The organism is Paenibacillus hamazuiensis, from assembly GCF_023276405.1.
Taxonomy (GTDB): Bacteria; Bacillota; Bacilli; order Paenibacillales; family NBRC-103111; genus Paenibacillus_AF; species Paenibacillus_AF hamazuiensis.
Window position 1 is genome coordinate 6147011 of record NZ_JALRMO010000001.1, and the last position, 19184, is coordinate 6166194.

Sequence of the window (19184 nt, forward strand, 5' to 3'; positions counted from 1 at the left end):
GTTAGTTTAACTGGTATTTATCTGTATTTATTTATATCCAAATTACTGGAAAACGTATTTAAGGAAAATGATTTATTGGTGCGATTAGGCAGAAACAGTCTTCATGTTTTAGCAAGCCACATATTTGTTTTTTTCATCATCAATATATACTTCATAAAAACGTATAATCTTGATAAATCGTTATTGAGCAATATATGGTTTTCCTATATGTTGGACAAAAATTGGCCAATTTATATTTCATTTGGAGTCTTGCTTCCATTTGCTTTCTCTATAATGATGAGAAAAATATCTACAATTGCAATTAAATTATTAAAACAGCAGTCAATGCTGCATATAAAAAAATAGGATCTAATGTTTTGACTTAGTGCAGTAAGTAGTACTTGCTTTTTGCACCTTTATTCGATTATTGAAACGGTAATAGCTCCCCATAGAGTTTATTTGCGTCCGTCTCCTGGTGATGACTTTTCGCCTTTTCTTGACTAGTAGTCATTCTTTTAGTAGTTTGGATAATTCACACAATGATTCGGATCCGATTTATATTTCTATATCCTTCACAATCCGTCGAAGCGTATTTAATTCGTGGTTTATTGAATATATTCACATGTTTCTCCACATTATGAATAACCTCTTTGCTATTAATGTTGCCGCTACAAGATAATGCCCAATTGCTGGCGGGATTGCTTGTCCGAGAGTTGCTGAATATAATGACCGTATCTCAGAAAAGGAAAAGGATGCTTCCCATGGATGTGGGCCTGCGGCAACAGGCTCACATCCATGGGAGCATCCCGAACTCAATATAGTCATTGTATCAAAGTATGAGCTGGATGAGAACCCGGGTTCGACAGTCGGTAGATGCACAATCCGTCTCAAACCCAAGCGGGACAAGGGATGCGGCAGTTGTGGATAACTACGTGTGGTGCCTACATCTTTTGGGGGTCAAGAGAGCGAAATATCCCATATTTGCTGGGGTTCTGCGATTTGCAAGGCCGAAACAATTGCCCGATGTTCGTCCGTTAATTCCGTCCGTTGCCGCAGCTTTCCACCATCCAAACGGTACTCAACCAGATGCAGCGTCTGCATGAGCGAACGAATCTCGCGCCACGTTTGACCGGTTTGGTTTTCTGCAATCCGGATGAGCATCAAGGCCAGCCAGCAAAGCAGGACATGTGCGCGAATCCGTTCTTCTTTCCGGTGGTAGACCGGCCGCAGTTCCAGCGATTGCTTGAGTGTCCGAAACGCTGCTTCCACCTGAAGCAATTGCTTGTACCCGAGTGCCACGTCTTCCGTGGACAAGGTGTCGTCAGAGGTGCGCAGCAAGTATTTGCCGTCCAGATGCTCCATCGCTTTGACGGCGGCCAGATCGATACGCAGATTGCCGCGCTTGTCGGTCTTGAGATACCGTTTGTACGTCGGATGGCTGTGTAGACGGCAGTGTGCCCCGGTATGCGCTTCGCCGTCCAGTTCCTTCAACCGGGCAAGCTCCGTGCGCAGCTGCTCCAGATGCGCTTCGCGCCGGGCGGCATCCCGCTTTGCTTCTTCCGGATTGCGAACGAGCACGTATCGCTTGCGCGCTTCGCCATCCCCCACGACGATCTCCTTGACCTCCAGGTTGTCTCGGATCGTTTTGAAACGTCCCGGATGCGCGAGTGCCGCTTCGACGGTCGGCTTGCCCGACGTCATCTTCTCCCCGGCAATGTAGTGGCCGCCGCTCTGTTGCAGTACGCGCAGATTGTCTTCGGAGGAGAAACCGCGGTCGACGACGGTAATCACACGCCCGAGTTTCCACCCGATCAGATCCTTTTTCACCTGCGGCACAACGTTCATATCCGACGTATTGCCCGGCCACACCCAACAACGAATCGGGATGCCCTCACGCGTGACAGCAAAACCGATGACCACCTGCGGAAGGTCGGGGCGATGGTCTTTCGAATAACCGGTTTTGCGAAAATCGTCTTCGTCGTCCTCTTCCGTCTCAAAATACGTGGAGGTCGTGTCGAAGAACAGCAGATCGACTTCCAGATTCAGCAAATCCGCTACCGTATGGAACACTTCACGCTGGATGCTTTCTTCCGACGTGAGCAGAAAATCCATTGCCCGGTAGCCATGCTGCACGTCAAACGCCGGAAGGTCCGGGATGACCACTTCACGATCCACCCAATCTTCAATCGCCAGCTTGCTGCTTGGTGCCAGCGCCCGATTGGCCACCATGGCAAAGATGGCGCGTTCAACCGGCATGCGGTATTCCCGGTCGGCAAGTCGTCGTGTAATCGCTTCGCCGATACCAAGCTTCTTCCAAAGTTGATCGAGCAGCCATACGCCGCCCAGCGAACGACTGCTAAGGAGCGTAACCGAAGCGGGTTGCGCTGAAGATGGAGAGGGCGCTTGCGGCTCGCCAATAAAACGGTGGATGCTGGCGGCAAGACGTTTCAAGCCCTCCATGTCCAGTTCGTCAGCGCGGCCGAAATGGTACAGGACTTTCGCTTGTGGAGTTCCGGTCACAGGATTTCGCTCATTATGGGCGAGCTGTACGTAACGGGTGATCGAACCGTTTTTATTTTTACGAGAGATTGTTCGTATATACATATCTACAGGATATAATATATACTACAAGAAATGCAACAAAAATATCTAATTATCCACAAAAATTTAGTGCCTACAGTTTTTTGGATTTTTTCGCGTCGTAGTGCCTGTGGAAAAGTCCGAAAAGCCGCGTCAAATCTGGATTTCAGTTGTCCACAGCACCCAAAAGGGTGCCTACTTTTCGAGGGTTACTGTCGAACCCGGGAGAAGTCATCCGGCGTTTTTTGTTCAGTGTGCAGAAGTGGTACCTTCTCCCTGTTGCGGGGAAGAGCTTAGAATCATTGGGAGTAGGAAACGGAAGATTACAAGTGAAGACGGGGAAAGCCGTGTACTGGTAGTCCGTCGGCTGCCTTGTTCGGAGTGTCGGAGCATCCATCATGAGCTTCCGGATTGTGTAGTGCCATATAAACGTTATAAAGCTGTATGTATCGAGCAAGTCGTTTCGGAGCCAGAGGCATCATCGACCGTAGCAGTAGACGAAGCTACTCTACGGTGCTGGAAAAACTGGTTTCAAAGAATACGTACGTATTGTTTGGGTGCCTAACATCCATCGCGATTCGCTTTCACCAGGACCCTGTGGAGAACCTGTCCATCCCATTCGCAGTCTGCACATCAACGAATCGGACACTACGTCGGAGACGCCTTCGGCTGGCTGGCACGAATTGTCCGTCCCGTCATCAATTCAAATTTGTGGGTACATACCCGTTCTGCATTCTTGTCCACCTAGCTCTTACGGTAGACTCATCTCGAAGTCTACCAAGTGAGGTGCAGAATAGATGAAAGATCAGAAGAAAGCCGAGGTTATCGCTGCAGAGCGTGAGCAGCTTTTGTCTCCGTTGCTGGCAGAAAGGCTTGACCCTGCGAAGACTCGAGAAATCAAGGCGAGGATTTATGAGCAAACAGGGCTCTCCGAGCGGACGCTTCGCCGGTACTTGGCCAAGTATCGGGAAGAGGGATTCGGCGGACTAAAGCCCAAAGGGAAAGGGCGTCAGCCGTCAGAGGCGACGATTCCGCCGGAAGTACTGGAGCAAGCCATCCCGCTTCGCCGTGAGGTACCTGGTCGAAGCGTTGCTCAGCTCATTCAGATTCTTGAATGGGAAGGTCGCATCCAGCCCGGCGAGATCAAGCGCAGCACACTCCAGGAAAGGCTAGCAAAGCGAGGTTACAGCACACGTCATATGCGCATGTACGCCGAATCTGGAGTCGCCGCTCGGCGGTTTCAACAACGCCATCGCAATCGTCTCTGGCATTCGGATCTGAAATACGGTCCGTATTTGCCCATTGGCCCTGGCGGCGCTATGAAGCAAGTGTTCCTCGTCACGTTCATCGACGAGCCACGCGGTTCGTTCTGCATGGCGAGTTCTATCCGGTCATGGACAAGACAATTGTCGAGGATTGCTTTCGTAGGGCCATCCAGAAGTTCGGCGTTCCGGAGTCGGTTTACTTCGACAACGGCAAGCAATACCGAACCAAATGGATGACGCGTGCATGTTTCAAACTCGGCATTCGGCTCCTCTTTGCGAAACCCTATTCGCCGGAATCAACCGGTAAGGTCGAGCGATTTAACCGCGTTGTCGACGCTTTCCTCAGCGAGGACGCGCTCGAGAAACCGAAGACGCTCGAACGACTAAACGAACTGTTTCAGGTCTGGTTGTCCGAATCCTACCAGAACAAACCGCATTCCGCACTCGAAAACAAGCTAAGCCCGGAAACACCTACCGCAGTGACAAGAAGGCGCTTCGTTTCCTGGATCCGGACGTGCTTGCGAATGCCTTCCTACACTGCGAGTCGCGCAAGGTAGACAAGTCCGGCTGTATCAGCTTCATGGATCGCAAATACGAAGTCGGTCTGCCCTTCATCGGCTGCACGGTGGATGTGGTGTTCGACCCGGCAGATATCTCGGAGCTTACGATCGAATACGAAGGTCATGCGCCGTGGCGCGTTCGAGAACTTGTTATCGGAGAGCGTGCAGGCAAGCGGCCTCCGCTGCCAGAGCATCTGGGCCCAGTTCCATCGGATGCATCAAGACTGCTCGCGGCAGCGGAGGAACGAAACCGGGATCGTCAAGGCAGAGCAGGCCCCCGCTGTGGTCTATCGTCGGGTGAGCAAGGAGGGCGGTCATGTTTGATCTTTCTACAATCTAGGACGTTCACCATTTTCATGGGACTTACCGACGAGCGAGCTCTACGAGTCGGTCATTCTGGAGGAGACGCTTGGACGTCTCGAATATGCCGCCCATCGGCAATGGTTCGCCGTCGTGACCGGCGACTGTGGCACAGGCAAAACGACGACGATTCGCCGGTTCACCGAAGTGTTCGATCCAGCAAAATACGAGGTACTTTACTTGTCCGATTCGAAGCTTACCCCGCGGCATTTCTACAAGGGACTGCTTGAGCAGCTTGGCTGCGAATCGAAATTCTATCGTGGGGATGCTAAACGCCAACTGCATCGCGAGATCGAACTTATGCGCGGTATTCACCGGCTTTTGCCCGTTGTCATTGTCGACGAGGCCGTGAGATGCTGGAAGAAGTGCGCTTCCTGCTCAACTTCAAGATGGATGCGCAGAGTCCCATGGCGCTCATCTTGGTTGGTCAAAGCGAGCTCTGGGATCGACTGAACTTGCAAGCTTATGCGGCTATCCGTCAGAGGATCGATCTGCAGTGCAAACTTCCGCATTACGATCGCGCCAGACTGGCGATTATATCAATCGTCACATGACGTTCGCTGGCGCGGATCATGACGTTTTCACTGAAAGAGCGATCGATGACATCTTCCGCTTCTCGAGTGGCGCCGCTAGACTGATCAACAAAGTATGTACACACACTCTCATCTACGGATCACAGAACAAACATCGCATCATCGACGATCATATGATCAAGCGAGTCATCCAGGGAGAATTATCATGATTCTCCCTTTCTCATCTGCACGATCGGACAACTTGTCCGTCACCATCAGGACAACTTACGCCGTCAACTGATGGACATTATGCATTAGCAATAACACTGGTAGAATTTGAAATAGCTCCTTTTTATATTGCAAAATACAATTTTCTTTGGCATAAAAGCAAAGAAGCTTCTCACGAGCATACGCTCACGAGAAGCTTCTTCATTTAACCAACGAGGCCAAATATGGTCAAATGGCGTTTCCACCACGGAAACTCTTGATGTAATAAGAGCTGGAAGCTCTTATTACATCATGCCGCCCATGCCGCCCATGCCGCCCATATCCGGCATAGCAGGCTTATCTTTCTCCGGCTTGTCGGCGATGACGGCTTCGGTCGTCAGGAACATAGCTGCGACGGAAGCGGCGTTTTGCAGCGCGGAGCGAGTAACTTTGGCAGGGTCGACGATACCGGCTTGGAACATGTTCACCCATTCGCCGGTAGCGGCGTTGTAGCCGATGCCTACGGCTTCTTTCTTGAGGCGCTCAACGACAACGGAGCCTTCTTGGCCGGCGTTGGTAGCGATGATGCGTACAGGCTCTTCCAGAGCGCGCAGAACGATGTTTACGCCCGTTTGCTCGTCGCCTTCGGCTTTAACCGCAGCAACGGCGTTGTAGACGTTCACGAGGGCTGTACCGCCGCCAGAGACGATACCTTCTTCAACCGCAGCGCGAGTGGAGTTGAGGGCGTCTTCGATGCGCAGCTTGCGCTCTTTCAATTCGGTTTCGGTAGCAGCGCCGACTTTGATGACAGCTACGCCGCCAGCGAGCTTGGCAAGACGCTCTTGCAGCTTTTCACGGTCGAAATCCGAAGTAGTCTCTTCCAATTGGGAACGGATTTGCGAGATGCGTGCGCCGATGTCTTTCTTGTCGCCGGCACCATCGACGATGATGGTGTTTTCTTTGGATACGCGAATTTGACGAGCTGTACCCAATTGGTCCGGAGTAGTCGATTTCAGTTCGAGGCCGAGTTCTTCGGTGATCACTTGGCCGCCTGTCAGAGCAGCGATGTCGCCCAGCATAGCTTTGCGGCGGTCGCCGAAGCCAGGAGCTTTAACCGCTACGCAGGTGAACGTGCCGCGCAGCTTGTTGACAACGAGGGTGGAAAGTGCTTCGCCTTCGATGTCTTCAGCGATGATCAGCAGCTGCTTGCCGGTTTGAACGACTTTCTCGAGCACAGGCAGGATTTCCTGGATGCTGGAGATCTTTTTATCGGTGATGAGGATGTACGGGTTGTCCAGAACAGCCTCCATTTTGTCGGTGTCGGTAACCATGTAAGCGGAGATGTAACCGCGGTCGAACTGCATACCTTCAACAACTTCAAGCTCCGTAACGAAGCCTTTGGATTCTTCTACGGTAACGACGCCGTCGTTGCCGACTTTCTCCATAGCTTCAGCGATCAATTGGCCGAGCTCTTCGTCAGCGGCGGAGATGGCGGCAACTTGAGCAATGTTTTGCTTGCCTTCAACCGGCTTGGAGATTTTTTGCAGCTCTTCAACAGCAGCTTTAACCGCTTTGTCGATACCTTTGCGAACGACCATCGGGTTAGCCCCGGCTGTTACGTTTTTCAGACCTTCGCGGATCATCGCTTGAGCCAGAACCGTAGCTGTCGTCGTACCGTCACCGGCTACATCGTTGGTTTTGGTGGCTACTTCTTTAACAAGCTGAGCGCCCATGTTTTCGAATGCGTCTTCGAGTTCGATTTCTTTGGCGATCGTTACGCCGTCGTTTGTGATCAGCGGGCTGCCGAATTTTTTCTCGAGAACTACGTTGCGGCCTTTCGGTCCGAGTGTTACTTTTACTGCATTTGCAAGTGCGTCAACACCGCGGAGCATGGAGCGGCGGGCTTCTTCACTGAAACGAATCTCTTTTGCCATGTTGGTAAAACCTCCCTGAATATATGGTTAGGTATTTGTACAAATATTAAGTATATGAACCTGTTTTTAGGCTAAAATCGCAAGGATGTCGCTTTCACGCATAATCAACAGCTCGCGGCCTTCGAATTTCACTTCAGTGCCAGCATACTTGGAGAAAATGACGCGGTCGCCTTCTTTCACTTCCAGTGGTACGCGCTCACCGTCTTTCAGCGTGCCGCTGCCTACAGCTACGACTTTGCCTTCTTGCGGCTTTTCCTTGGCAGTGTCAGGCAGTACGATACCGCTTGCAGTGGTTTCCTCCTTAGCAATGGCTTCGATGACTACGCGATCACCTAACGGTCTGATCATGTGAAAATAGCCTCCTTTGGGTATAGTGGATTGGATTGATTTAGTTATGTTATTAGCACTCGGATGTGTTAAGTGCTAACAACACTTATTATGATAATAACTTTAAACCCATTTTGCAAGTGGTTTTACAAGTTTTTCATCATTTTTTTACCTGCTGCGCTTGTCCCGATTGGCGCACCTTCTTCATTGTATCCATTGGTAGGTTAAATATTCCATATTGGGGTGTCCTCCCCCCTAAGTCCCCCCACAGGGGGGATACCAGGCGCTTGGGCGCCCTGGACCCGCCAGCCGGGAGTTCATGCATGCCTCTGGCCCGCGGTTGTCCGAGCACGATTCGGCTGTCGCCGAATTGGTGCATGGACCCGCTCAACAGCCATCCACCTGTCAACAACAAAAAAAACAGCCCACCAATGGCAGACTGTTTCACATTTCGACATACACCGACTAAACTTGATCCTTGTTACGCTCCCACTCCGCATCTTCCTTCAGCTGCTTGCGGTAGATGATGCCCGAGAGAAAGGCGCTGAACTCGTAAAGCACGATCATCGGCAAAAAGACCAGGATCATCGAAGTCGCATCGGGAGGGGTAATGACGCCTGCGACGATGACCAGGATGAGATAGGCGTACCGCCGCAGTTTACGCATCAGCTGCGGATTCAGGATGCGCAGCCGCGTAAGGAACATGACGACGATCGGCAGCTCGAATAGCAAAGCCAGCGGAATGATGATGCTGAACATAAACGAGAAGTATTGAGAGATGCCGTACGTTTCGGTCAGCTGCAAATGCTGGCTGATCGAGGAGGTAAACATAAACGCCATACGGAAAACGACAAAATATCCGAAAGCGAGTCCGATCAAAAACAGCAAAAAAGCGAACGGAACGAACATCAGCGACGCTTTCTGCTCCTCTTCCCGAAGCCCGGGCTTTAGAAACGCCCATATATGATACAGGGCAAAAGGAAGCGTAATGATCAGGCCGGCGACCAGGCCAAAGTTCAAATATATTCGCAGCGCGTCTCCCGGCGAGAAAACGTTCCAGTTGATTTTGTCGGCGGGCGGCAATGTTTTTAAATAATTGATGAGACTTTGGGCGTAAATAAGGCCGATCACCATGCCGATGATCAGCACGACGATGACCCAAATGATGCGTTTGCGCAGCTCCGCCAAATGCTCGACGAGAGGCATGCCTTCCTCTTGTTCCATAGCTGATCACCTGCCAATCTGATCCAACGAAATCTTCCACATATAAAATCAATCGGGCAGCCGGCGGTTGTCGGAGGAAGGTTTCTCCTCCGGCTTGACCGGAGCGGCGGTCTGCACCGGCGGCTCAACCTTGCGTTCGGCAGGCTCGTCGGACATGATCTCCTGCGCGCTTTTCTTGAACTCGCGAATCGTTCGGCCCAAGGACCGTCCGAGCTCGGGAAGCTTTTGGGGACCGAACAGCAGGAGCGCAACGAGCCCGATCAGCAATATTTCGCCGAAGCCTAAGTTTCCAAACATGCTTTTCACCCCGTAAGTGGATAATGGGAGGACGCGAATAAGGCTTCCAGCCTAGAATAAACGCACGACGGCGGGCAGCCGTATGGGAGGAGCCAAGCCGGGCCGACGGAAACTTATCGCACCGGCTTCAGCATCCCAGCAGGCCGCCGTACCCCATGGCGGTAATGTCCTCCCGTACGATCGTTTCCCCGGCGCAAATTCGCGGCAGCAGTACGTCAAACGACGTGTACGGGTCGTGCATGACGCAGCCGGGCAGCCCGAGAATCGGCGTCTTGCCGAGGTAGCCCATCAGCAGCATCGAGCCCGGCAGCATCGGTGTGCCGTAGCTGACGACGCGAGCGCCGGCGCCTTTGATCGCACCCGGCGTGCGGTCGTCCGGGTCGACGGACATGCCGCCCGTGACGAGGATCATATCCGCGCCGCCGTCCTGGAAACGCCGGATCTCACCGACGATCACGTCGCTTTCGTCCGGTGCGAAACGCTGCTCGATCACGTCCGAGCCGAAGGCGGCGAGTTTTTCCCGGATGACCGGTCCGAATTTGTCCTGAATGCGGCCTTTATATACTTCGCTGCCGGTCGTAATGAGGCCGACCTTCAGCGGGCGAAACGGCTTCACCTGGATGAGATGCTCCATCTCGAGCATGCTGTGCAGCGTAAGCTCCTGCTTATGGTGGTTCGCGAGCTGCTCGACCCGCTGGATTTTCGACTCTTCAATAATAAGAGGGATGACGCGGGTGCCGACCAGAGCTTGGCCCGGCTTCACGATCGTGTTCGTTTTGGCCGTGGACACCACCACTTGCTCGATTTCGTTGACCTCGTCGACGAACGGTTTGTACACCTTGGCCAGTCCATGAATGGTCGACTTCAGCGTTACTTTGCCTTCATGAGGTTCGGTCATCTCGATATTCGCGCCGATAATGGCGCGGGCCATCCGCAAAGCCGCTTCGTCCTCGTGAATGACGCCGTCCTGCAGGTCGATCGTGTAAATATGCTCCTTGCCGATGCTCAGCAGGGCGGGAATGTCCTCTTCCCGGATGACGTGGCCTTTTTTGAACAGACGGCCTTTAAATTGTCCGGGAATGATCTGCGTCAAGTCGTGGGCAAGCACCATGCCGACAGCGTCTTCGACCTTCACTTCGCGCAGCATCGATTCGGTGTTCATAAAGCATGCTCCCCTTCTCTGCCGGTCAAAATCCCAAGTGCATGCGGCAGTTGATGGATGATCACGCTTAGATTTTCCGAGACGCCGCGCGGACTGCCCGGAAGGTTGATAATCAGCGTGCGGCCGCGGATGCCCGAAATCGCGCGGGACAGCATCGCTCTCGGATTTCTTTGCATCGCTTGCAAACGCATCGCCTCGGCGAAACCGGGCGCCAGCCGGTCGATAACCCGCTGGGTCGCTTCGGGAGTCACATCCCGCGGCGCGAGACCCGTGCCGCCGGTCGTCAGGATGAGATCAGCCTGAAAATAATCGGTCATTTCGATCAGCGCGGCCATGATTTCGTCCATCTCGTCGGGTACGACGCGGTATTCGACGATTTCCCCCTGGATCTCCTCTTCGACCAGCTCCCGAATGACCTGTGCACTAGTGTCCTCGCGTTCTCCCCGGGAGCCCTTATCGCTTGCCGTCAAGATTGCTACCTTCCAGCGCATAAGCTTCACCTCTCCATGTATCGATGTCATTGCTGCGGGGATCGCTGAAAATCCCCGCTTTTGCCGCCGGTTTTCGCAAGCAGCATGGTCGGCCCTATGGTCATCTCCTTCTCTGCGGCCTTGCACATATCGTAAACGGTCAGCGCCGCCGCGGAAACGGCGGTCAGCGCCTCCATTTCGACACCGGTTTGCCCTTTCGTCTTGACCGTAGCTTCTATGTAAAGTTCGTTCGAACCGTTATCGCTGAACCGGATGTCGACCCCTGTAAGCGCCAGCGGGTGGCACATCGGAATCCAGTCCGACGTCTTTTTGGCCGCCATGATGCCGGCCACTTGGGCTACGGCCAGCACATCGCCCTTGGCGATGCGCCCTTCCTTGATCAAGATGAGCGTTGCGGGCTGCATCGTGACCGTCGTCCGGGCCGTCGCCGCGCGGCTCGTTTCGTTTTTGCCGGAAATATCGACCATGCGTGCGCGGCCCTGCTCGTTAAAATGCGTGAGCGGATTTGTCTCGTCCATCTTGTCACTTCCGTTCCTGCATATTCAGATTGGCCTTGGTCGAGCGGGTTTCCGTCACCAGATGATGCACGCGGAAATCGAACAGCCCGAGCGGCACCTCGGGAATGATTTGCAGATCGAACGCGCCGGCAATCAGATAAGGTTTCGGCCGATTCGCCCGCACATACCGCTGTATGAACCGGTCGTAATACCCTCCGCCGTAGCCGAGCCGGCCGAACTTCAGATCGAACGCCAGGCCCGGCACCAAAATCACGTCCACCTCGTCGATCTCGTGCAGCGTCGGCAGCGACTCCATCGGCTCGCGAATGCCGTAAGCGCCGGAGGCGATGTCCTCGTACGAGCGGATCTCATGAAGCCGCATCTGCCTGTGCTCGGGAAAAGATTTCGGAATGACGACGCGATAGCCGCGCGACCAGCATTCCTCCATCACCGGCGTGACGTCGGCTTCCGTTTTATGGGGCATGTAGGTAAAAAGGGTCGGAGGCCTCTTGTCTGTCTGCGCCGAAGCCAGACGTTCCATCACCTCGCGAAGCAGCTTCTCGTTGATTGCGGCCGTCTTGGTCTTGCGCTCCGAGTCGGACAGGGAGGCTCTCAGCTTGGCCATCTGTTTGCGGAGCTCGATTTTTCGCTCTTTTATATTCACGGGGCATAGTCCTCGCTTCAATGTATCTCTGTATCATTTTAACATAATTCATGAAAATAATGAAAACAAAAGGAGCTCCTTACATCGGCGCGGGAACTTCGATATTTTTCTAACCATTCTCGGCCTTTATTTATGCCCCGATATCATTTACGATAAGAGAGATACGGAAGACGAAGTCAGGTTTTTAGGAGGATCACCATGCTTTTGCAAGTAAACGGCATAACCAAAAGCTACGGAGTCACGACCGTGCTTTCCAATATATCGCTGCAAATCGAAGCCCGGGAGCGCATCGGCCTCGTCGGCGTCAACGGCGCGGGTAAATCGACGCTGCTGCAAATCATCGCAGGCGAAGCGTCGTACGATGCGGGCAATATTTTTAAGGCGAAGGAAACGAAGATCGGCTATTTGAAGCAAAACAGCGGCCTGCAGTCGGACGAGACGATCTGGAACGAAATGCTGAAGGTGTTCGCCCACCTGCTCGAAGCCGAGCGGGAGCTGCGGCAATTGGAAGCGTCCATGTCGGATCCTAATCTGCTGGGCAACGAACAAAAATACGAGGCTACGATGAAGCGGTACGCGACGCTCTCCGACTGGTTCCGCGAGCAGGGCGGGTACGAGGTCGAGGCGAAAATCCGCGGGGTGCTTCACGGGATGGGTTTTGCCGATATGGCTCCGGACACGCGGGTGAACACGCTGAGCGGCGGGCAGAAAACACGGCTCGCTTTAGCGAAAATGCTGCTCGAGGAGCCCGACCTGCTCATGCTGGACGAGCCTACCAACCACCTCGATATCGCGACGCTGACTTGGCTGGAAGGCTATTTGCGCGGATACCCCGGCGCCATTCTCGTCGTGTCCCATGACCGCTATTTTCTGGATGCACTGGTCGACACGATCTATGAAATCGAAAGAACGAATTCGAAGCGATATACCGGCAACTATTCGAAATATGTCGAAACGAAGCAGGCGGAATACGAGATCCAGCTCAGGCATTTTGAAAAGCAGCAGGAAGAAATCGCCAAAATGGAAGAGTTCATCCAGCGCAACATCGTGCGGGCTTCGACGACCAAAAGAGCCCAGAGCCGCCGCAAGGCGCTGGAAAAAATGGAGCGCATCGACAAACCTCTCGGCGAGCTGAAGCGGGCGCATTTTGCCTTCGAGGTCGAACAGATGTCCGGCAAGGAAGTACTTCAGGTAAGCGGCCTGTCGGTCGGCTACAAGCCAGGCGAGCCGCTGCTGCGGGACGTTTCGTTCCAGCTTCGGCGCGGAGACACGGCGGCGCTGATCGGACCGAACGGGATCGGCAAGTCAACGCTGCTCAAAACGCTGATCGGCCAGCACACTCCGGACAGCGGTTCATATCAATGGGGCACCAACGTCAAGATCGGCTATTACGATCAGGAGCAAAAGGGGCTGAACCCAAGCAACACGGTGCTGGACGAGGTCTGGAACGCGTTCCCGCATTTGGAGGAGGCGCGCATCCGTACGGTGCTCGGAAACTTTCTGTTCAGCGGCGAGGACGTGTTCAAAAAAATCAGCTCGCTGAGCGGCGGCGAGAAGGCGCGAGTCTCGCTGGCCAAGCTGATGCTGGAAAAAGCGAACGTGCTCATTCTCGACGAGCCGACAAACCACTTGGACCTGTACAGCAAAGAGGTGCTCGAATCGGCTTTGATCGATTATGAAGGCACGCTGCTGTTCATCTCGCATGACCGTTATTTTCTCAATAAAATGGCGGAGCACATGCTGGAGCTGGATTCGGACGGCTTAACCGCCTATCTGGGCAATTATGACGATTACATCGAGAAAAAGCAGGAGCTCGCGGAGATGGAGAGGCTTCGTGCAGAGCAGCAGGCTGCGAAGAAGCCCGGCGGAGGCGGACCCGGGGGGGCGGCCGGCGCCGGAGGAAAATCGGGGGCATCCGTTTTGGGGCCGACCGACAAGTCTGCGGCTGAGCCAGTCAAATCGGGCAGCTACGAGGCGGACAAGCAGGCCAAACGCGAGGAACGCAGCCGCCAGCGCAAGGTGGAGCAGCTCGAACAGGACATTGCGCGGCTTGAAGAGGAAATCGCCGCACTTGAAGCGGAGCTTGCGCTGCCGGACGTGTACAACAATTATGTGATGGTGCAGGAGAAAAACGGCCAGATCGAAGGGAAAAAGGCCGCTTTGGCGGAATGCTACGAGCAATGGGAGACGCTGCTTGGGTAAAGGGCGGATAATTCACAATATCCACATGTTTATCCCCAATGAAAACTGGCGAAAAACCGCGATGTGTGAAGAAATTTTTAACGCCCGCTGATTTTATCCACATCATCCACAACCAACTTGTGAAAAACTTGTTAGACCGCAAGTTATTTGCAATGCCGCTTGTGGATTGATCGGAACAGCATTATACACAATATACACAACCCCTGTGGATAACTTTGTCCACAGGGGTTGTGTGCTGATTAAGGGATCTATAAAGTACCGCGAACAAACAAAAAGCCCATCGTCTCCATGAAGAGACGACAGGCTGCTGTCGCATTACACTCATGTTGAGCCGGGTTTTCGCTATCCGCGCATCTGCCGCATCGGAGGGCGACCGCAACCGCCCTCAGACCGACCAGGCTTCGAGCTTCAGCAGCGGCTCCGCCTTCATGTCGAAGGACGCGTACTGCCCCTTGTCCCATTTCAAAAAAGCGGCGGCGGCGATCATCGCCGCATTGTCCGTGCACAGGCTGAGCGGTGGCACCAAAAGCGGCAGCCCCGCCTCGTCGCAGCGGGCTTTCAGCCGCTCGCGCAATCCCTTGTTGGCGGCGACGCCGCCCGCCAGCAGCAGCTGCTTCGCGCCGAACGCCTCGGCGGCGCGCAAAGCTTTCTCCGTCAACACGTCGATGACGGATTCCTGAAAGCCGCGCGCGACGTGGGCCGGGTCGAGCGTTTCGCCCTTCATGCGCGCCTGGTTGAGCACGGCGAGCACCGCCGATTTCAGCCCGCTGAAGCTGAAATCGTACGACTCCGGCTCGAGCCACGCCCGTGGCATCGTGATGGCGGCGTCCGCTTCGTGCGCCAGCCGGTCGATATGCGGGCCGCCCGGGTACGGCAGGCCGAGTGCGCGGGCTACCTTGTCGTACGCTTCGCCGGCGGCGTCGTCGCGCGTCTGCCCGATGATCCGGAAGCGGCCCGGGGCTTCGACATGCACCAGCTCCGTATGGCCGCCGGAGACGACCAGCGCGACCAGCGGGTACTCGAGCTCGTGCACGAGCCGGTTTGCGTAAATATGGCCGGCGATATGATGCACGCCGATGAGCGGCACCTCGAGTGCAAAGGCGAGCGCCTTCGCCGCCACCATGCCGACAAGCAGCGAGCCGACGAGCCCCGGCCCCTGCGTGACGGCGACGGCGGACAATTCGCTCAGCGTGATGCCCGCCTTTTCGACCGCTTCCTCAATGATCCACGTTACGGATTCGACATGCTGCCGGGAAGCGACCTCCGGCACGACGCCGCCAAACCGTTTATGCGTTTCGACCTGGCTCGATACGACGTTGGAGCGGATGATTTTGCCGTCTTCCACGACAGCCGCCGACGTTTCGTCGCAGCTCGTTTCGATCGCTATAATATAGCAGGGCTTTCCGGCCCGTTGTTCGCTTATGCTCATACGATCCTCACATTCTATCCTTTATCGCGGAGTACGTTTTTGCCTTTGCAGGTCGACCCACATAATGATCGCATCCTCACGATTGTCCGTATAATAACCGCGGCGGACGCCGACGGAGTAAAAGCCCATTTTTTCATACAATTTCTGGGCGATGTAGTTGGAAGCTCTGACCTCCAGCGTCATGCGGACGGCACCCAGAAAGCCGGCGCTTCGCATAAGCTCTCTTAGGAGGCGTTCGCCCAGCTTTTGGCCGCGGAACTCTTTTTTGACGGCGATATTGGTGACGTGCGCTTCCTCCATGATCAGCCACATGCCGCCGTAACCGGCAATTTCGCTGCCGTGCACCATCACGAGGTAATGGGCGAACTGGTTGCTCGTGAGCTCGTTCTGAAACGCTCCGGCTGTCCACGGCGTCGTAAACGCCTCCTGCTCGATGGCGCATATCGCCGGTATATCCTCGAGGCGCATGGAGCGAAACGTCACAGCATCGGGCAAATCTGGTAAATTAGCGGCGGGGTGTTCCATGGCGGGCTTCCTCCTAAATCGTTACTCGTCCTGTTTCTGCCTGGCAATCAGCTTCACTTCCGCTTCGGGCAGCTGCGTATAGTTCGGGGCAAAGCCATGCACGTCCTCGAATTGCCCGGCATGCCAGCGCGGATACGCGAGTTCGCCGACGTCGCAAGCCCTCAGCGCATGCGGCTTGATGACCGCGGCCGGATGGTGCTCCGCAAAGCGGTTCAACGCATCCATATGCAGTTCAATTTCCCCGGCGAAAATAATATGCGCCGGCCCTTGCTCCTTGGTCAAGCCGGCGAGCTCTTCGGTCCAGGCGGCGACGAGCCGGATGCCATCCGGGCGAAGCGGCCTCAACCCTTCTCCATCCGCTTCATAAAGCGCGGTAAAAGCCTGGCCGCGGCGCGCGTCCATCAGCGGCACGACCCAGATTTTGCCCTCTGGCGCTGCGGACTGCGCAAGCCGCAAACCGCCTAACGCCATCGCTTCGAGGCTCGATACGCCGATGAGCGGTACTTTGCGCGCCCACGCGAACGTCTTGGCGACGGTGACTCCGATGCGGATGCCGGTATACGAGCCCGGTCCGACTCCGGTTGCGATCGCGGCAATATCGCCGGGACGCAGCTCCAGCGACCGCAGCATCTCCTGGATGTGCGGAATCAAGTACATCGAGTGGTTCCGCTCCGCCTTGGAATTGTTTTCCGCGAGCAGCCTGCCGTCTCTGAAAATCGCCGATGTCATCGACGACGTCGACGTATCCATGGCGAGCATCACGCCCTGCGGATATGTAAAATTCGTCATAATAGCAATCCGTTCTCCTTTAACGTCCGGCACCATGCGGTATAAGGCTCTCCATAGGGGGTCAGTTGAAACGATCTCGCCTGCTCCCCGGCGTAATCGATTCTCACTGCCAGCCTTTCTTCAGGAAGCAAATCCGCAATCAGCTCCGCCCATTCGATCAGCGTGATGCCGTCTCCATAAAAATATTCGTCCAACCCGAGCTGATCCGCTTCCGGCTGGGATATCCGGTACACATCCATATGGTAAAAAGGAAACCGCGTTCCCTCATATTCTTTGATAATCGTAAAGGTCGGGCTGTTCACCGTCTCCTCCACTCCGATCGTTTTCGCGACGGCTTGGGAAAACCGCGTTTTGCCCGCTCCGAGATCGCCGTCCAGCGTAATGACCGTTCCCGGTACAAACAGCTCGGACAGCCGGACCGCAAGGCGTTCGGTATCCTGTTCGTTTTCCGCCGAATAACGGTAAATTTGCTCAGCCGCCACCGCTTCATTCCTCCCCGAAATGGTTATACCCTCGCTTCGGCACAGCCGTCATCGCCCCGCTGCTTTGCACCAGCATCACCCGGCGATGCTCTCCGTTCACGTACCCGATGACGTGCAGCTCCAGGCCGGCCTCCCGAAACTTCAGCTGCGCTTCGATCGCCTTATCCGCCGGCATCGTGCCGACGAGCTCGTAATCTTCGCCACCGTATAAAATGTAATCCAGCGGATCCTTCCGCCGATTTTCCGCAAACGATTGCAATTCCTCGGCTACCGGGATGCGATCCTCGACAAGGTCGATGCCGACGCCCGAAGCTTCGACGATTTCCCACGCTTCGCTGGCAAGCCCGTCGCTCACGTCGTTAAGCGCATGGCAAACGCCGAGCTTTTGCAGCAGCAGCCCGGCCTCGATTTGCGGGGACGGACGGCAATGCGCTTCAATCAGCTTTTGAACACGATCCGGGAATGCATCCCATTCGGAGGAAATTTTATTTTGCGCGAGTAAAAAATCGAGTCCCGCAGCGGACCGACCCAGCATCCCCGTAACGAAAACGACGTCGCCAACTTTGGCGGATGAACGGAGAAGCGCTTTTCCCGCCTCCACTTCGCCGATCACCGTCACCGAACAGTGGATGCCTGCAGGGCTCGACGTCGTATCGCCGCCGATAATGACGACGCTCCATCGGCTTGCGCATTCATACAAGCCGTCGTAAATATCCAGGAGGCGCTTCTCTTCCGTTTGATGCGGCAGGCTTACGGATACAAGCGCGTACTTCGGTATCGCGCCCATCGCCGCGATGTCGCTCACCGCGGACGCCATCGCTTTATACCCTACGTCCCGGTCGCGCATCGTGATCGATTTGAAATGAACGTCCTCAACCATCGTATCGCACGTTGCGACCATCTGCGTTCCTGCCGCCCATTCCGTGACGGCCGCGTCGTCGCCGATGCCTTGAACGACGCCGCAGGCTTGCTGAAATGCGGCCGACTGCCTGCCGCTCGTCCAAGCGCGGATCAAGTCGAACTCGCCCTTTTGCATACGCCAACCGCCTTTGTTTCGTATTTCTCCTATTATAGCGGTATGACGCCGGAGCCGCAATATATCCAAATGAAGGCAAAAAGGCCCGAAACCCGCAGCCGCTGCCGCTGTCGTTCCAGGCCCTTCAATCGGCGAAATTATTGCACTTCCTGCAGCTCGGTCACGGAGACAACGCGCGTATCGGCCGGATTGCTTTCGGCGTGTACCTTGGCCGTTTGATTTTGCGTATCGACGCTGTCGATCCAGACCGACATGCCGTTCCACTGCACATCGATTTTTTTATCCGACTGTAAAATTTCTTGCACCCGATTGGCTTGCATGATGACACCTCCCGAACGTTTTGCTGTCATGCCCTTATTCCTGGACCGATTCCCGGTCGTTCATCGTATCGGTCGTCGTTTCTTCGATCAGGCCGTTGTGCAGAGTCACATTGCCTCCGCCAAGCCCTTCGTTGATCATTCTGTCGATATCCATAAACGCATCGTCGCGTCCTTGATGCGTATCGTTCACCTCATTTGCCTGTTCGGCCAACCGTCACTCCTCCTTTCCGTCGCCTGTTTCTTTTGGTATCATTTCCACCCTCAGCGTTTCCCATTCATATTGACAGAAATGGTTACGTATACTATCCGCAGGAAGAATGATTTTGCCGGCATGCGGAAATA

Annotated in this window: 19 protein-coding genes and 2 pseudogenes; 5 read left to right on the top strand and 16 right to left on the bottom strand. The window is 54.7% G+C overall.

Annotated features, from left to right (window positions below; all coding sequences use genetic code 11):
• Positions 1 to 936: 936 nt before the first annotated feature.
• On the bottom strand, positions 937 to 2583 hold the full coding sequence (locus MYS68_RS26640) for an IS1634 family transposase (RefSeq protein WP_248924599.1): 1647 nt from the start codon (positions 2581 to 2583) through the stop codon (positions 937 to 939).
• 238 nt (positions 2584 to 2821) lie between these two features.
• On the opposite strand from MYS68_RS26640, the gene MYS68_RS39170 reads away from it, so the two are divergent.
• The 4 genes and pseudogenes from MYS68_RS39170 to MYS68_RS26665 all read left to right on the top strand — a co-directional run bounded on the left by MYS68_RS39170 (position 2822) and on the right by MYS68_RS26665 (position 5298).
• The gene (locus MYS68_RS39170; RefSeq protein WP_420852239.1) at positions 2822 to 3124 is read left to right on the top strand and encodes a DUF6431 domain-containing protein; all 303 of its coding nucleotides are present in this window, start codon (positions 2822 to 2824) and stop codon (positions 3122 to 3124) included.
• Positions 3125 to 3356: 232 nt separating this feature from the next.
• Positions 3357 to 4708 (top strand): annotated as a pseudogene (locus tag MYS68_RS39175) (DDE-type integrase/transposase/recombinase).
• A 129-nt stretch (positions 4709 to 4837) separates the two neighbouring features.
• Positions 4838 to 5050, top strand: a pseudogene (locus tag MYS68_RS26660) (AAA family ATPase); the annotation flags it as partial.
• Between the two features lie 47 nt (positions 5051 to 5097).
• Positions 5098 to 5298 carry a hypothetical protein gene (locus MYS68_RS26665; RefSeq protein WP_248931161.1) on the top strand — a complete coding sequence of 67 codons (201 nt, stop codon included), beginning with the start codon at positions 5098 to 5100 and terminating at the stop codon, positions 5296 to 5298.
• A gap of 470 nt (positions 5299 to 5768) precedes the next feature.
• Here the strand turns inward: MYS68_RS26665 and groL are convergent, their stop codons facing one another.
• From groL to MYS68_RS26705, 8 genes are all read right to left on the bottom strand, one after another.
• Positions 5769 to 7397 (bottom strand): chaperonin GroEL, encoded by a 1629-nt coding sequence (groL, locus tag MYS68_RS26670; RefSeq protein WP_248928738.1) that lies wholly within the window; start codon positions 7395 to 7397, stop codon positions 5769 to 5771.
• A gap of 66 nt (positions 7398 to 7463) precedes the next feature.
• A complete protein-coding gene (gene groES, locus MYS68_RS26675) occupies positions 7464 to 7745 on the bottom strand; it encodes a co-chaperone GroES (RefSeq protein WP_248928739.1) in 282 nt (93 codons plus the stop codon).
• A gap of 444 nt (positions 7746 to 8189) precedes the next feature.
• Positions 8190 to 8948 carry a twin-arginine translocase subunit TatC gene (tatC, locus tag MYS68_RS26680; protein ID WP_248928740.1) on the bottom strand — a complete coding sequence of 253 codons (759 nt, stop codon included), beginning with the start codon at positions 8946 to 8948 and terminating at the stop codon, positions 8190 to 8192.
• Positions 8949 to 8996: 48 nt separating this feature from the next.
• Positions 8997 to 9245, bottom strand: a complete 249-nt coding sequence (locus MYS68_RS26685) for a twin-arginine translocase TatA/TatE family subunit (RefSeq protein ID WP_248928741.1) — start codon at positions 9243 to 9245, stop codon at positions 8997 to 8999.
• A gap of 127 nt (positions 9246 to 9372) precedes the next feature.
• Positions 9373 to 10407 carry a molybdopterin-binding protein gene (locus tag MYS68_RS26690; RefSeq protein WP_248928742.1) on the bottom strand — a complete coding sequence of 345 codons (1035 nt, stop codon included), beginning with the start codon at positions 10405 to 10407 and terminating at the stop codon, positions 9373 to 9375.
• Entirely contained in the window at positions 10404 to 10898 is a 495-nt protein-coding gene (locus MYS68_RS26695) for a MogA/MoaB family molybdenum cofactor biosynthesis protein (RefSeq protein ID WP_248928743.1), read from the bottom strand. The genes MYS68_RS26690 and MYS68_RS26695 overlap by 4 nt, the downstream gene beginning before the upstream one ends.
• Before the next feature lie 26 nt (positions 10899 to 10924).
• Positions 10925 to 11416 carry a cyclic pyranopterin monophosphate synthase MoaC gene (gene moaC, locus MYS68_RS26700; RefSeq protein ID WP_248928744.1) on the bottom strand — a complete coding sequence of 164 codons (492 nt, stop codon included), beginning with the start codon at positions 11414 to 11416 and terminating at the stop codon, positions 10925 to 10927.
• A 4-nt stretch (positions 11417 to 11420) separates the two neighbouring features.
• A complete protein-coding gene (locus MYS68_RS26705; RefSeq protein WP_248928745.1) occupies positions 11421 to 12059 on the bottom strand; it encodes a 5-formyltetrahydrofolate cyclo-ligase in 639 nt (212 codons plus the stop codon).
• A gap of 198 nt (positions 12060 to 12257) precedes the next feature.
• Between MYS68_RS26705 and MYS68_RS26710 the strand changes: the two genes are divergently transcribed.
• Positions 12258 to 14261, top strand: a complete 2004-nt coding sequence (locus tag MYS68_RS26710; protein WP_248928746.1) for an ABC-F family ATP-binding cassette domain-containing protein — start codon at positions 12258 to 12260, stop codon at positions 14259 to 14261.
• A gap of 385 nt (positions 14262 to 14646) precedes the next feature.
• On the opposite strand, the gene tsaD is transcribed toward MYS68_RS26710, so the two are convergent.
• From tsaD to MYS68_RS26745, 7 genes are all read right to left on the bottom strand, one after another.
• Positions 14647 to 15690, bottom strand: a complete 1044-nt coding sequence (tsaD, locus tag MYS68_RS26715; RefSeq protein WP_248928747.1) for a tRNA (adenosine(37)-N6)-threonylcarbamoyltransferase complex transferase subunit TsaD — start codon at positions 15688 to 15690, stop codon at positions 14647 to 14649.
• A 21-nt stretch (positions 15691 to 15711) separates the two neighbouring features.
• Complete coding sequence (gene rimI / locus MYS68_RS26720; RefSeq protein WP_248928748.1) at positions 15712 to 16215, bottom strand: ribosomal protein S18-alanine N-acetyltransferase; 504 nt, start codon at positions 16213 to 16215, stop codon at positions 15712 to 15714.
• Positions 16216 to 16236: 21 nt separating this feature from the next.
• Positions 16237 to 17004, bottom strand: coding sequence for a tRNA (adenosine(37)-N6)-threonylcarbamoyltransferase complex dimerization subunit type 1 TsaB (gene tsaB / locus MYS68_RS26725; protein WP_248928749.1), 768 nt, complete (start codon positions 17002 to 17004; stop codon positions 16237 to 16239).
• Positions 17001 to 17486, bottom strand: a complete 486-nt coding sequence (gene tsaE / locus MYS68_RS26730) for a tRNA (adenosine(37)-N6)-threonylcarbamoyltransferase complex ATPase subunit type 1 TsaE (RefSeq protein ID WP_248928750.1) — start codon at positions 17484 to 17486, stop codon at positions 17001 to 17003. The genes tsaB and tsaE overlap by 4 nt, the downstream gene beginning before the upstream one ends.
• A 4-nt stretch (positions 17487 to 17490) precedes the next feature.
• On the bottom strand, positions 17491 to 18522 hold the full coding sequence (gene thiL / locus MYS68_RS26735) for a thiamine-phosphate kinase (protein WP_248928751.1): 1032 nt from the start codon (positions 18520 to 18522) through the stop codon (positions 17491 to 17493).
• Between the two features lie 137 nt (positions 18523 to 18659).
• Positions 18660 to 18842 carry an H-type small acid-soluble spore protein gene (locus MYS68_RS26740; protein ID WP_248928752.1) on the bottom strand — a complete coding sequence of 61 codons (183 nt, stop codon included), beginning with the start codon at positions 18840 to 18842 and terminating at the stop codon, positions 18660 to 18662.
• Between the two features lie 34 nt (positions 18843 to 18876).
• Positions 18877 to 19053 carry a hypothetical protein gene (locus MYS68_RS26745; RefSeq protein ID WP_248931162.1) on the bottom strand — a complete coding sequence of 59 codons (177 nt, stop codon included), beginning with the start codon at positions 19051 to 19053 and terminating at the stop codon, positions 18877 to 18879.
• Between the last annotated feature and the right edge of the window lie 131 nt (positions 19054 to 19184).